Origin of the sequence: Photobacterium sp. MCCC 1A19761, assembly GCF_037389125.1 — a bacterium.
GTDB lineage: Bacteria > Pseudomonadota > Gammaproteobacteria > Enterobacterales > Vibrionaceae > Photobacterium.
In genome coordinates this window covers 1-14,785 of sequence record NZ_JAZGTF010000010.1, presented here as the reverse complement: position 1 = coordinate 14,785, position 14,785 = coordinate 1, and the positions used below count along the sequence as shown (strand labels likewise).

At 51.6% G+C, this 14,785-nt stretch carries 13 protein-coding genes; all 13 read left to right on the top strand.

Annotated elements, in window-relative coordinates; translation table 11 throughout:
- Positions 1–7: 7 nt before the first annotated feature.
- The 13 genes from VV869_RS11750 (at position 8) to VV869_RS11690 (ending at position 14,665) form a co-directional block, all read left to right on the top strand.
- Positions 8–1,324, top strand: coding sequence for a glycosyltransferase family 4 protein (locus VV869_RS11750; protein ID WP_337735099.1), 1,317 nt, complete (start codon positions 8–10; stop codon positions 1,322–1,324).
- Entirely contained in the window at positions 1,305–2,627 is a 1,323-nt protein-coding gene (locus tag VV869_RS11745; protein WP_337735098.1) for an O-antigen ligase family protein, read from the top strand. The genes VV869_RS11750 and VV869_RS11745 overlap by 20 nt, the downstream gene beginning before the upstream one ends.
- The gene (locus VV869_RS11740; RefSeq protein WP_337735097.1) at positions 2,620–3,807 is read left to right on the top strand and encodes a glycosyltransferase; all 1,188 of its coding nucleotides are present in this window, start codon (positions 2,620–2,622) and stop codon (positions 3,805–3,807) included. The genes VV869_RS11745 and VV869_RS11740 overlap by 8 nt, the downstream gene beginning before the upstream one ends.
- Positions 3,808–3,813: 6 nt before the next feature.
- Entirely contained in the window at positions 3,814–4,368 is a 555-nt protein-coding gene (locus tag VV869_RS11735) for a hypothetical protein (protein WP_337735096.1), read from the top strand.
- A gap of 49 nt (positions 4,369–4,417) precedes the next feature.
- Complete coding sequence (locus tag VV869_RS11730; protein WP_337735095.1) at positions 4,418–5,653, top strand: WcaI family glycosyltransferase; 1,236 nt, start codon at positions 4,418–4,420, stop codon at positions 5,651–5,653.
- Between the two features lie 15 nt (positions 5,654–5,668).
- Entirely contained in the window at positions 5,669–6,793 is a 1,125-nt protein-coding gene (gene gmd, locus VV869_RS11725; protein WP_337735094.1) for a GDP-mannose 4,6-dehydratase, read from the top strand.
- Between the two features lie 74 nt (positions 6,794–6,867).
- Positions 6,868–7,842, top strand: a complete 975-nt coding sequence (gene fcl, locus VV869_RS11720) for a GDP-L-fucose synthase (protein ID WP_337735093.1) — start codon at positions 6,868–6,870, stop codon at positions 7,840–7,842.
- Positions 7,843–7,906: 64 nt separating this feature from the next.
- Positions 7,907–9,307, top strand: coding sequence for a mannose-1-phosphate guanylyltransferase/mannose-6-phosphate isomerase (locus VV869_RS11715; protein WP_337735092.1), 1,401 nt, complete (start codon positions 7,907–7,909; stop codon positions 9,305–9,307).
- Between the two features lie 2 nt (positions 9,308–9,309).
- Positions 9,310–10,680 (top strand): phosphomannomutase CpsG, encoded by a 1,371-nt coding sequence (locus tag VV869_RS11710; RefSeq protein WP_337735091.1) that lies wholly within the window; start codon positions 9,310–9,312, stop codon positions 10,678–10,680.
- A gap of 140 nt (positions 10,681–10,820) precedes the next feature.
- Positions 10,821–11,726: a UTP--glucose-1-phosphate uridylyltransferase GalU gene (gene galU, locus VV869_RS11705; protein ID WP_337735090.1), complete on the top strand. Its 906-nt coding sequence runs from the start codon at positions 10,821–10,823 to the stop codon at positions 11,724–11,726.
- A gap of 71 nt (positions 11,727–11,797) precedes the next feature.
- Positions 11,798–12,682 (top strand): ATP-grasp fold amidoligase family protein, encoded by an 885-nt coding sequence (locus VV869_RS11700; protein WP_337735089.1) that lies wholly within the window; start codon positions 11,798–11,800, stop codon positions 12,680–12,682.
- A 395-nt stretch (positions 12,683–13,077) separates the two neighbouring features.
- Entirely contained in the window at positions 13,078–14,016 is a 939-nt protein-coding gene (locus VV869_RS11695; RefSeq protein WP_337735088.1) for a bile acid:sodium symporter family protein, read from the top strand.
- Positions 14,017–14,257: 241 nt separating this feature from the next.
- Positions 14,258–14,665 carry a LysR family transcriptional regulator gene (locus VV869_RS11690; RefSeq protein WP_337735087.1) on the top strand — a complete coding sequence of 136 codons (408 nt, stop codon included), beginning with the start codon at positions 14,258–14,260 and terminating at the stop codon, positions 14,663–14,665.
- Positions 14,666–14,785: the final 120 nt, after the last annotated feature.

Sequence of the window (14,785 nt, the reverse complement as noted above, 5' to 3'; positions counted from 1 at the left end):
AAGCATCATGTTTTTAGTCTTACACCCCGTCGGCAACAATGCGATCAGAATGCTGGTAAAGGCCATGAGTGATGCAGACGCACTGCACTCCTTTCACACGTCTCTTGCTTATCATGACGGCTTGCAGAGCAAGATTCTGCCTCGTTTCGTGGTTGAGCAACTCAAACGTCGCAGCTTCCCGGGGATCCCCAAACAAAAAGTCATGACGTACCCGTACTTCAATCTGGCCCGGATCGCCGCACAACGCATGAACTTCACGAAACTCGTGCACAATGCGAGCGGCCGGCTCAGCGTTGATAAGCTATACCATTACATCGATTCACATGTTGCGAATTACATTGAAGCCCAACCCGGCGAGCAACTCAGCAGCGTCTATGGCTTCGACGGAAAATGCTTAACGACATTCAAACGTGCCCGAAAGTTGGGGCATATCCGGCTTTATTATGAAGCGGCTTGTGGCTATACCCCCCATGTGGCGCGAGTGATGGCCGAAGAGAAAGAGCTCAACCCAGCCTGGCAAACCAGTATTCCGGTGATCCAACCAGCCACCATTGAGCGGCACGAAGAAGAGCTTCATCTGGCCGATCATGTCATTGTTGCCAGTTCCATCGTCAAGAACGACTTAATCAAACATAAAATCAATAAAACGATCTCAGTGATCCCTTATGGTTCACCACAGATATCAGTTTCACCGCATGTATCGGGCTCGCCACAGGCCTCAGGTTCACTGCAGGCCTCAGGCTCACCGCTACCCAGCGTGAGCATGGCCCATCATCGGCCGCCGCTGAAAGTCATGTATGTTGGCTCACTGTCGCAACAAAAAGGGATTTCGTATTTATTTGATGCCTTCATAAAAGCCGGTGGTCACCAAAATCTCGATATTACCATTGTCGGCCAAGACTATAGCCTCGGCAGGAACAAAGCGCTTGCCGGCCATTTGAAGCAATACCAATGGTATAAATCCGCCCCGAATAGCCAAATTATTCAACTGCTAAAATCCGCCGACGTGTTAGTGCTGCCCTCTCTGACGGAAGCGTTTGGACTGGTTGTCCTCGAAGCGCTCTCTCAAGGTACCGCCGTGATTGTGAGTGACCAGTGTGGCGCCTCCGATCTTATTGTGCATGGCGGCAACGGCTATATCGTTCCAGTTCGTAACTCAGATGCAATCGCAGAAAAACTGACCGTACTGGATCAAGACCGAGACCAGTTAAGCGCCATGAAGTGCGCCGCAATCGAAACCGCAAGGAAATATAGCTGGCAGCAATACGCGGCGAGTATCCGAAATTCATTAGGGATCGAGCACAATGGTATTTCGTGTCAATAACCAACAAGAAGCAGCCCGTATCATCAAGACGCTTTTCTTCACCGTCTATGTGCTGATGCTGCTGGAAGGGATTCTGAGGAAATGGTTTTTTCCATCACTCAGCTCATTCATCTTTTTCATCAAAGACCCTTTTGTGCTGCTGATTTATTTTTACGCGATTCAGGCCAAGCTGTGCCACCGGGGATATTGCTTCTATTTATACCTCGTGATTGCCACCATCTTTATTATCCATATCGGTCTGTTTTCGAGCCTGAATCCAGACAACACGGTGGTTTATCTTTACGGGTTCCGCAATTATCTGTTCTATTTCCCGCTGATCTTCGTTGGCGCTGCGGTATTAGATAAACAAGACTTCATCAAGATGGCCAAATGCTCCCTGTGGCTTGCGATCCCTATCTCCGCCTTGGTGTTCATGCAGTTCACTTCACCACCTACCGCCTATATCAATAAAGGGATCGAAAGTGACGGTTTTATATTTACGATTGCAGAAGGAATTGTCCGCCCCTACGGCGTCTTTACATTCACCATGGGACACGTCCTGTTTATCGCCAGCCTGTTCGCCTTTTCACTCGCCTACTACTTTGGTGAAATTCGGTTCGAAAAGCCGCACTGGAAATATCAGCTCTTTATGGGCGTATTTATTCTCTGTTTTTCCTTCATGTTCTTTACCACAGGCTCCCGATCAATCTATGCCTATGCGTTTTGTACCGCTTTGTTTCTGGGCATCCTGTGTATGATACATCCCAACCGGTATACGACATCAAAACTCTTCACCTTCCTGTGTATCCTAGTGCTTTCCGCTTTGGTGTTCTCCTACACCGACACCTATCAGACGTTATTGGAAAGAAACCTGTCGGCGGTTGAATCAGAGGGTTCTCCCGTTTCGCGGGCCCTGTCCAGCTTGTATGCATTTGCGGGCTATTTTACGGAGACACCATTTTGGGGCTATGGCATCGGCAGTGGCACCAATGCCGCATCTGTCATTTTAAGAGGGCCCAGCCAGCAAGGGATGGGCTTCATGCTCGCAGAAGATGAATGGTCAAGAATTGTCCTTGAATTAGGCTACCTGCTGGGCAGCTTATATATCTTCCTGAGAATCATCACCGTCTACTGGCTTTTTAAGCTGTCATGGCAGGCTTTTAAAGTGAATAACTACCTCCCGATCATCACATTTGGGTTCATTGGCCCCATTGTGTTGAATGGTGCCATGACCATGCAGGGGACGGTTCTGGCATACGGCATTTTATTCTCAGCTTATTTAGCGGGCAGTGCCCTACCACAGGAGAAATACAATCATGGCTAGATTAAAAATCTTGAGGGTGATCAGCTCAGTAGACCCCGCCAGCGGCGGCCCGATCCATGGCCTGACCCATAGTTCCAAACTCCTGGTCGAAAAGGGACATCACATCGAGGTGCTGTCCCTGAATGACCCGGATGACAGCAAGCTCCGCGGGTTTGCTTATCCGCTGACCTGCTTTCGGGGCGTGCTCGGAAAATTCCGGTTCAGCCAAGAATTCTCCGACTGGCTGGATCACCACGTATCAGAGTTTGATGTGGTGATTACGCATGGAATTTGGCAATACCACTCCTATGCGACCGCAAAAGCGTGCCGTAAACACAATATCCCCTACGTGCTCTTTACCCACGGCATGCTTGATCCCTGGTTTAACCAAGTGGATCAACTGAAAGCCCTGAAGAAAAAAATCTACTGGAAACTCTTTGAAAGCTTCACTGTGAACAACAGCAATGCGGTGCTGTTCACCTCGCAGGAAGAGAAAGAACTCGCGAAAGCCTCCTTTCTCCCTTATTCACCTGCCGAGCGTGTTGTGGCATACGGGACGCCGCAGCCGAATATCGATATTGCTGCGGCAAAAGAAGCGTTTTTCAGCCATGCCCCCCAACTTCAGGGCAAACGAATTGCGCTGTACCTGGGCCGGATTCATCAGAAGAAAGGCATCGATCTGATGCTCAAGGCGCTGGGGAACCTTGCCCCGCTGCCCGAAGACTTCATGCTGGTCATTGCCGGGCCGGATCAAGTCGGATTAAAAGATGAGCTGGAGGCGCTCAGTCACCAACTCGGGATCGCAAAGCACATCGTCTGGACCGGGATGCTCCAGGGCCTCAAAAAATGGGGGGCTTACTATGCTTCCGAGGTGTTTATCCTGCCCTCACACCAGGAAAATTTCGGCCTGGTGATCGCCGAAGCCCTGTCGACCGGCACCCCGGTGTTAACCACCAACAAAGTCAACATCTGGCATGAAGTCGACGACTACCAGGCCGGCTATGTGGCACCGGATACGGTCTCCGGCGTGCAGTCCCTGCTCAGCCAATGGTTCGAACTCTCGCCTTACGACAAGATCAGCATGGGCAAACGCGCGTTGAAGTGCTATGCCCGTCACTTCTCACTCAACGCAGCGGCACAAGATCTGGAAGCTGTCCTCCTTGAGGTCCGGGATGCGCATTCATTGAATCACAGCAGGTAACTGATCATGATCCCGAAAACTCATTTACATGCACCCTGTTACGGCTGGCAAAACAAATTCGCCAGAGTCTGCTGGGCCATGGTGTATTACACCCTCTTTCGTTGGAGCCCCATTCCGCTGTTTGGCTTTCGTCGTCAACTGCTGCGCCTTTTCGGCGCGACGATCGGGAGCCAGGCCAGAATTTACCCCTCAACCCAGATTTGGCTGCCGGCCAATCTGGAAATGGCCAGCGGTGCCACGCTGGGTCCAAGGGTCAATGTGTACAACCAGGGGGCAATCAAAATCGGGAAGGATGCGATCGTCAGCCAGGGCTCGCACCTCTGCGCCAGTACCCACGACTACAATGACCCGATCCACCCGCTGGTGCTCGCCCCCATCACCATCAGTACCAATGCCTGGGTATGTGCGGATGCTTTTATCGGGCCCGGTGTCCATGTGGGCGAAGGCGCAGTCATCGGCGCCAGATCCGTCCTCACAAAAACAGCGACCGCCTGGCAAGTCTATGCCGGGAATCCCGCCAGAGCGATCAAGCAACGTGCGCAATTCGGAGGCCAGCAATGAACGATGAACGTCTGGCGCGTTTAGAGCAATTTACGGGATGAAAGCTCAAATGAACTTTATTTTATACAGCCTCAACCACGCTCCCGAGCTGACCGGTATCGGCAAATACAACGGGGAGCTTTGTCCGGAACTGGCCCGGCGCGGCATTCAAACCAAGGTCGTGACGGCACCGCCTTATTATCCCGAATGGACGATTCATCAGCATTTCAAGAACTGGTGGTCCATCAAACGAGATGATCAGGGCGTGACCGTCTACCGCTGCCCGCTGTATATTCCGGCCAAAGTCACCACCCTGAAGCGATTACTGCATTTGGCTTCTTTTTCAGTGTCCTCGGCGGTGACCCTGTGCCGGTTATGGCCCCAGAAACCGGATGTGATTTTTCTGGTACAGCCGACGCTGTTTTGCGCGCCGTTCACCCTCTTGTTCTGTCGGCTGACAGGGGCCAAGTCGGTCATGCATATCCAGGACTTTGAAGTGGATGCGATGTTCGGCTTAGGCATGGTGGGGGAAGGTCGGTTGAAACGCATTGCCCGCCGCGTGGAGTCCTGGCTGCTGCAACAATTCGATGCGGTGTCGTCTATCTCCTACAGCATGCTGGAGAATGCGAAAAGCAAAGGGGTTCAGGAAGAGCAATTGTTCTTTTTCCCCAATTGGGCGGATACCGAATTTGTCACACCGGATGTGTGCGGCAAGCAACTCAGACAGGACTGGGGGTTTTCAGCCAGCGATAAAATTGTGCTGTACTCCGGCAATATCGGCGCCAAACAAGGACTGGAGATTGTCCTGGATGCCGCCCAGTATTTCGCCACCGACCCTCACGTCAAATTCGTCATTATCGGGAATGGCGCTTACCGCGACACCCTTGAACATTCGGCTCGGGAGAAGCAACTGACGAATGTCGTGTTCAAGCCCCTTCAGCCATGGGAAGACGTTCCCAAAATCATGGCCATGGCCGATGTCCATCTGGTAGTTCAAAAACGCGGGGCGGCAGACGCGGTCCTGCCTTCCAAACTAACCAATATCCTTGCCGCCGGCGGTCACGCGCTGATCACCGCAGAGCCTCAGACCGAACTCGGCAGGATTGAGCAGCAACATCCGGGGATCTATACCCTGGCCGAGCCGGAAAACCCTTCGGCCTTTATCGGTCAGTTAGAGATTTTACTGTCTCGAGATCTGTCAACACACAACATCATTGCACGCCAATACGCGGAGAAATACCTCAATAAGCACTCGATTATCGACCAATTTATTACCGACCTTCGTTCTAAATTTCAATTTAGCTGAGCTTAAGGGAATAATATGTCTAAAAAAGTCGCTTTAATTTCCGGGATCACCGGTCAGGATGGTTCCTATTTAGCCGAATTTTTACTCGACAAAGGCTATGAAGTTCATGGGATCAAACGCCGCTCATCACTGTTCAATACCGAGCGGGTTGATCATATCTACCAGGACAGGCATGAAGGCGATCCTCAGTTCTTCCTGCACTATGGCGATCTGACGGATCCGTCGAACCTGACACGCATTATCAAAGAAGTGCAGCCGGATGAAGTCTATAACCTGGGGGCCCAATCGCACGTCGCCGTTTCTTTTGAATCACCGGAATATACCGCCAACGTGGATGCGCTCGGCACCCTGCGCTTACTGGAAGCCATTCGCTTTCTCGGGCTCGAGAAAAAGACCCGTTTCTATCAGGCATCCACGTCAGAGCTGTATGGCCTTGTCCAGGAAACCCCGCAGAAAGAAACAACCCCGTTTTATCCCCGCTCCCCTTACGCGGTTGCCAAGCTCTATGCGTACTGGATCACCGTCAATTACCGCGAAGCGTACGGCATGTATGCCTGCAACGGGATCCTGTTTAACCATGAATCGCCTCGCCGGGGAGAAACCTTTGTGACCCGGAAGATCACCCGCGGACTGGCCAATATTGCCCAGGGCCTGGAGCGCTGCCTGTATCTCGGCAATATGAATGCCCTACGCGACTGGGGACATGCGAAAGACTATGTCCGGATGCAGTGGATGATGCTGCAACAGGAAACCGCTGAAGATTTCGTGATTGCGACCGGAAACCAGATTTCAGTCCGTGATTTTATCCGCCTGTCTGCTGCTGAGTTAGGGATCGAGCTGGCATTTGAAGGCCAAGGCGTCCACGAAACCGGGATTGTCATGGCGGTCAAAGGCGACAAAGCACCGGCCCTCAAAGTGGGCGATGTCATTGTCAAAGTCGAGCCCCGCTATTTCCGTCCGGCTGAAGTAGAAACCCTGTTAGGGGATCCGAACAAAGCCAAAAAACGTCTGGGCTGGACCCCGGAAATTTCGGTTCAGCAAATGTGTGCCGAAATGATTGCCAATGATTTGGATCAGGCAAAACGCCATGCCCTGCTGAAACAGCATGGTCATACCGTCACGATCCCCGTTGAAAAGTAGCGATCTTCGAGCTGCAGGCGACACGGACGCCTGTTTCACTTTCCACGTTCATTTCAACCCATCGGTTCAGAATTATGACGTTGAGTAAACACAGCAAAATATTTGTCGCAGGCCATCAGGGAATGGTCGGCTCAGCCATTGTCCGCCAGCTTCGGGCCCAAGGTTATCAGGAGATTATCACCCGTAACTCCACGGAGCTGGATTTGACCAACCAAAGTGCCACCCAACGCTTTTTCCGACAGCATTCAATCGATGCCGTCTTTCTGGCGGCCGCAAAAGTCGGCGGGATCCACGCCAACCATGTCCAACCCGCAGAGTTCATCTATCAAAACCTGATGATCGAAGCCAATGTGATTCACGCCGCCTGGGAGAACGGGGTCAGCCAACTGCTGTTTCTCGGGTCGTCCTGCATTTACCCCAGGTTGTCGCAGCAGCCGATGCAGGAGCACGCGCTCCTCACCGGGCCGCTCGAACCGACTAATGAGCCGTATGCCATTGCCAAAATTGCCGGGTTAAAGTTGTGCGAGTCCTATACGCGGCAATACGGTGTTGACTACCGCAGTGTCATGCCAACCAATCTGTATGGTCCGCACGACAATTTCCATCCGGAACACAGTCATGTGATCCCGGCCATGATCCGCCGATTTTACGAGGCCAAACAAGCGAATGCGTCCGAAATCACCATTTGGGGAACCGGCACCCCGATGCGCGAGTTCTTATACGTTGACGATATGGCATCGGCCTGTATTCACATCATGCAGCTCGATCAGTGCCGGTATCGCCAGTTCACCGCGCCGATGCAATCTCATATCAATATCGGTACCGGCAAAGACTGCACCATCCGGCAACTTGCTGAAACCATCGCCCGCGTTTCTGATTTTCAGGGAGAACTGAAATTCGATTCTTCCAAACCGGACGGGACGCCACGCAAACTCTTGGATATTTCCCGCCTTCAACAACTGGGCTGGACGGCTTCAACACCGTTGGAAGAAGGGCTGCACCAAACCTACCAATGGTTTACAGAAAATCATCAATTGGTCAGACATTAACTTGCCGTATCTTCCGCTGCTGTTTCAGCCCAAGCAAAGATACGCGTTTTGCAGGAGTCATACGATGTTGATACCCGTTATTCTTGCAGGCGGCTCCGGTACCCGCCTATGGCCACTTTCCCGCGCACGCTACCCGAAGCAGTTTCTTTCGCTGACCGAGGAAAAAACCATGCTTCAGGCGACCATCGCTCGGCTGGCCGACATGGACACCGACGCACCGATCACCCTATGTAATGAAGCCAACCGATTTCTGGTCGCTGAACAGCTGCTTGAATACGGGCAGCTCGGGCAAATCATTCTCGAGCCCGTCAGCCGCAATACCGCGCCGGCCATTGCCCTGGCTGCGATGGCCGCTCAGGCTGAGCACAACGACCCCTTACTGCTGGTTTTGGCCGCGGACCATGACATTCAGGATCCCCAGGCCTTCCAGCAGGTTCTGACCGCTGCAATCCCTGCGGCCAGCAGTGGCAAATTGGTCACCTTCGGCATCGTTCCCACCTGCCCGCATACCGGCTACGGCTACATCCAGCAAGGCAAACCGCTCGACGAGGGTTATAGCGTCTCGCAGTTTGTCGAAAAGCCGGATCAAGCGACCGCTCAGGATTATCTCAATACCGGCGGTTACCTCTGGAACAGCGGCATGTTTATGTTTCGTGCCAGCCGCTATCTGGAAGAATTAGCACAGCACCGTCCGGCCATCTACGAGGTCTGCCAGGCAGCCTTTCAGAATAGCCGGGAAGACCTCGACTTTATCCGGATTCAGGACGAGATCTTCAGTCAGTGCCCGGATGAATCCATTGATTACGCGGTGATGGAACACACGACCGACACTGTCGTCTTTCCGCTGGATGCCGGCTGGAGTGATATCGGCAGCTGGTCATCACTTTGGGATATTCATCCCAAGGACAAAAACGGCAATGCTGTCATTGGGGATGCGCTCCTGCATGAGAGCCAGAACTCTCTGGTTTACAGTCAACACCGCTTGATCGCCACCATCGGGCTGGACAATATGGTGGTGGTGGATACCAAAGACGCCATCCTGATTGCCCGCAAGGACAAAGTTCAGGATGTCAAAACCGTGGTTGAGCAGTTGAAAACCCGTGGCCGGGCCGAGTTTGAATACCACCGCGAAGTGTATCGCCCATGGGGGAATTATGATTCCATCGATCATGGTGGCCGGTATCAGGTGAAACACATCACCGTCAAACCCGGTGCCAAACTCTCGCTCCAGATGCATCATCACCGGGCCGAGCACTGGGTGGTGGTGTCCGGAACCGCCAAAGTCACCATCGGTGATCAAGAAATCCTCCTCACTGAGAACCAGTCTTCTTATATCCCGCTCGGCGTGGTCCATGCACTGGAAAACCCGGGGAAAATCCCGCTGGAGCTGATTGAAATCCAATCCGGGCCCTATCTGGGAGAAGATGACATCATTCGCTTTGAAGACCGATATGGCCGGAGTTAACTATGCCTGAGACACTCCACTGTTTTAAAGCCTATGATATCCGGGGAAAGCTGGGCGAAGAGCTCAATCCGGACATCGCTTATCGCATTGGCCGCGCGTATGGTGAATATCTACAGCCGAAAACCGTCGTGATCGGGGCGGATATTCGCCTCTCTTCGGAAGCACTGAAACAGGCTCTGGCCGATGGGCTGATGGATGCCGGTGCCGATGTGCTCGACCTCGGTGTAACCGGCACCGAAGAAGTCTACTTTGCGACCTTCTTCCTGAATGTCGATGGCGGGATCGAAATAACCGCCAGCCATAATCCCAAAGACTATAACGGGATGAAGCTGGTTCGGGCGGGCAGCCAACCCATTTCGGGGGATTCCGGCTTGCGTGAAATCCAGCACCTGGCTCAAGAAAACCGCTTTTCCCCGGTCCGTCGGCGCGGCACCTATCGTCGGCATCACCTTCTGCCGGATTATATCTCGCATATCCTCAGCTATATCGACACACGGCAACTCACCCCCCTGAAACTGGTGGTGAATGCCGGCAACGGGGCGGCCGGTCATGTGATCGATGCCATCGAAGCACAGTTCAAGGCCGATCAGGTGCCGGTGGAATTTATCAAAATCCACCACGAAGCCGACGGCAACTTTCCCAATGGCGTGCCCAACCCGTTGCTGCCGGAATGCCGCGCGTGTACTGCCGAAGCTGTCAGAGCACACGAAGCTCATATGGGCATCGCCTGGGACGGTGATTTTGACCGCTGTTTCCTCTTCGATGAAAACGGCCGGTTTATCGAAGGCTATTACATTGTCGGACTACTGAGCGAAGCCTTTGTGAAGAAACAGCCGGGGGCGAAGATCATCCATGATCCACGACTGACCTGGAACACCATCGACATCGTCAACACACATGGCGGACGGCCCGTCCAGTCTAAAACCGGTCACGCTTTTATCAAAGAGCGTATGCGCCTTGAGGACGCCGTCTACGGAGGAGAAATGAGCGCGCACCACTACTTCCGCCATTTTGCCTACTGTGACAGCGGCATGATCCCCTGGCTGCTCGTTGCAGAGTTGCTCTGTACAACAGGCAAAACACTGTCGGCAATGGTGGACGCCCGAATCGATGCCTACCCGGCATCCGGTGAAATCAACTGCCAGCTCGCGCAGCCCGAGGCCACCATTCAACATGTTCTGGATACCTACCAGAGTCAGGCGATTGAAACTGATTTTACCGATGGGATCAGCCTGTCGTTTTCAAACTGGCGCTTTAACCTCCGGCTCTCCAATACCGAACCTGTGGTCAGGCTCAATGTGGAGTCCAAAGCTGATGTCCACCTCATGCAGCAAAAAACAGCGGAATTACTCGCACTATTACGCGGCACTTAATGATTTACAGGAATACGAGGATCTTTCAGTCACGATTCGAACACCTTATGGAAGCTGATGCTTCGGCTTTATTCAACACGCAAGAGCAACACCAAATCTATTTCCGAAAGTAGTTTCAGCGATATTGAACGGAGCAAGATATGATTAAAAAATGTTTATTTCCTGCAGCGGGTTACGGTACACGCTTTTTGCCTGCAACGAAGTCAATCCCCAAAGAAATGATGCCCATTGTAAATAAGCCGCTCATTGAGTACGGCGTGAATGAAGCAATCGCCGCCAATATTGAAGATATCTGTATCGTGACCGGGCGCGGCAAACACGCCATCATGGATCATTTTGATCAAAGCTATGAGATTGAACATCATCTTCATGGTTCATCCAAAGAAACCTTGCTGACGGAAACCCGGCGGCTTATCGATCAGGCAAATTACACCTTTATTCGCCAGCGTGAAATGAAAGGGCTGGGCCATGCCATTCTCACCGGGCGAGAGCTGATCGGCAACGAACCTTTTGCGGTCATTCTGGCAGACGATCTCTGTGTGAGCCCACACGATAGCGTGCTCGCTCAGATGGTTGAGCTGTATCAGCAGTTCCGCTGTTCAATAGTCGCCATTGAGGAGGTCCCGGATGACGAGGCCCATAAATATGGCATCGTCACTGGCCAGAGAATCCAACAGGACTTGTTCCGCATCGATAATATGATCGAGAAACCGGAGCCCGGTACGGCCCCCAGCAATATGGCGATTATCGGCCGCTATATTCTGACCCCTGATATTTTCAATATCCTGGAGCAAACCGCCCCCGGCAAGAATGGCGAGATCCAGATCACCGACGCCCTGTTAACACAAGCTCAAAACGGTTGTGTCCTGGCGTACAAGTTTAAAGGGCAACGATTTGACTGTGGTACGGTCGATGGCTTTGTCGCCGCAACAAACTACTGCTACCAACATGTCTATCAGACGACGTCCGATCCGTTCTCCCGACAAAAGACGGGCACCGTCACCAGTATTCAACCAGATATTCAGCCACTCATATCTAACGGTTAAATCAAGCGACGCTGGGACTTTCTGCCTCCTTCGCTTTTTCAACGATCAACAATATCTGTTCGAGGTGATTTATGATACGAAACTTTATTCTGGCCATATTCAAAATGCTGCCGCAGAAACTACATATCTGGTTAAGATTCAGATACCACGTAGGTTATTTTCCTTCATTCAAAAATCCCAGAAGTTATAACGAAAAGCTCCAACTCAGAAAGCTATACGACAAGAATCCCCTGTTTCCGATTTGCTCTGACAAGCTGGCGGTCAGAGACTATGTCACTGAAAAGGTCGGCAGCCAGTACCTGGTGCCGCTCTTGTATGAGGGAGAAGATATCAATAAAGAAGTCCTGGAATCTCTGCATGAAGATTATGTCGTAAAACCAACCCATGACTCCGGAAGCGCTTGCATCGTACAACAGAAAGACCACCCCGATTTAAACGCCGTCGTCAGCAAAATCAGACAAGCACTGAATAACGATTTTGGGACAGACACACTGGAGAATTGGTATTCGGATATCAAACCCAGGGTCCTCATTGAAAAAATGCTGAAAAATGCGGACGGGAAAAGCCCAGATGATTTTAAATTTCATGTATTCAATAGTGACGGCGAGTGCAAAGTGATTTTTTCCGTCGATTACGACCGACATAAAAACCATAGCCGCACTTTTTATAATGAAGATCTGGAAGTGCTCCCATTCAGTGCGGGGGAATGTGCCAATTATTTCTTACCCATTGAACATCTGGATAACTATGAGGAAATGTTGGATGTCGTCAAAAAGCTGGCCGCTGATTTTGATTATGTCCGGGTCGACCTCTATAACCTGGACGGAAAAATCTATTTTGGCGAACTGACGTTCGCCCCGCAGTCAGGCTTTTTGAACTTCAGTGATTTCGAATCGGATTATCAGCTGGGAAGTTACTGGAAAATGGCGCCCAAGCAGCCTCACTTCTCTTATTAAACCAGGAGACAATGCCTGTTTCACATCAACTTATAGACACGCCTAACACAGTCGCTGCTCCAAACCAAACCATAAGCCAACATTCTGTTGGCTTATTTTTTCATGATTATCTGTACTCAAACGCAGGGCGGCATTGGGCGTCATTCAAATTATCCCGCTCGGCGCGTCCCTTCGGATGAAGACGACGTCTGACGGTCAAACACGCCTTGTAACCACACTTCATGTCTGCGAGGCATTCAGAAACAGTGAAATTAGTCTGCTTCACCGGCTGATGCGGCGTGCTATGCGCCGTCATCAGCCCTTTCCAGGACATCATCGCTTATTGCAATAGGTTGCTATGCTTTTGATTTTATTTATGGAATAGTCATTTAAAATTCAATATTCAAGGATGAACCATGATAGAACGCATCACGCAGCTATTTCCGCTGTGGGCTATTGCCTTTTCACTTTGTGCTTTTTTGCAGCCCGCTTTGTTCGTCGATCTCAAAAGCCAGATCGTGCCCCTACTAACGGTGATCATGCTGGCCATGGGTGTGACACTGTCACCCAAAGACTTCTCCAATGTACTCAAGCATAAGGTCGCTGTTGGTGTTGGCGTGCTCCTCCAGTTTGGGATCATGCCGCTAGCCGCTTTGCTGATCAGTTCCATCATGGGCTTGAGCACTGAACTGACGGTGGGCATGGTGCTGGTCGGCAGTGTGGCCGGTGGCACCGCATCCAACGTGATGGCATTTCTTGCCAAAGGCGATGTCGCACTCTCAATCTCCATGACCGCCATTTCAACCCTGCTCGGCGTGGTGCTGACGCCACTGCTGGTTTCATTGCTCATCGGACAAAGTGTCGATGTCCCAACCGGCGCCATGTTGATCAGCCTGGTTAAAATCGTCTTCGCCCCGGTCATTCTCGGGTTGGTGATCAATACCCTGGCACGTAAACAAATCGATAAAATCCAGCCCCTGCTGCCACTGATCTCCATGGCAGCCATTGTGCTGATTATTGCCATCGTGGTTGCGCTCAATGCCGACAACCTCAGCCGCATCGGGCCGCTGGTCGCTCTGGCTGTGATGCTGCATAACGGGTTGGGCCTGCTCTGCGGGTATGTCGCCTGCCGTCTGCTGAAGTTTGAAGAAAAAGTCTGCCGGACCATTGCGCTGGAAGTGGGACTGCAAAACTCAGGCCTGGCTACGGCACTGGCGATGAAGTTCTTTACCCCGGCAGCCGCAGTGCCCGGCACGATCTTCTCCATCTGGCACAACATTTCCGGCTCGATCCTGGCCGGGTACTGGTCCAAACGTCAGGATTCGAAAGCAGCGCCGCAAGATACAACTGCCTGATCGGTGCTTACCTGAGACATTTCCGATAAGGTTTACAGACACACTGGGTATGTCTACATCAATAAAGATCGCGACGTGACCATGACCGCTCTTCATTTAGCAGAGCGGTCATGCACAAAAGCCGTTGGCGTTTCTTATCATATGGTTACAATAAATATCGCAGATAAGGGATGTGACTCTGTCTACCTGCCATCATCGTTAAAATAACGCCAACAGCGAATGTGAGGAAAGACGACCGACTATGATGAACTTAATGCATTGGAAATTGCTCATCGCTGTTGCAGATGCCGAAAATGTTTCTCGCGCAGCGAATAAAGTCGGTCTCACCCAATCTGGCGCGAGTCAGGCTATCAGCCAGGTAGAAGATGCATTAGGCGTGAAAATTTTTATCCGTGATCGCAGAAAAACCACAACGACTGCGATTGGTATGCAGATTATCGACAAAGCCAGAAAGATGATTGCTGAACTGGAGTCCATCCAAAACCTGGTGGATGCCTCCAAAGGCTATCATATGGGTAAAGTCAGCATTGCCAGCTTCCCCTCAGTCTTCACCTCCCTGTTACCGCCTCTGATCCAGAACTTTAAAAAACGCCATCCCAGCGTTGACATTATCTCTTTAGCCGCGACTGACGAAGAGGTCGAAGTGTAGTGGTCAAGTAAAATTGGCCACAGTTTTAGAGTCATTCCAGAATAACCGTTCTGACTCATTTGGCGTCAAACCACCGTTATATTGATGTGGCCTGACCTTGCTGTAATATTCCGTGATGTA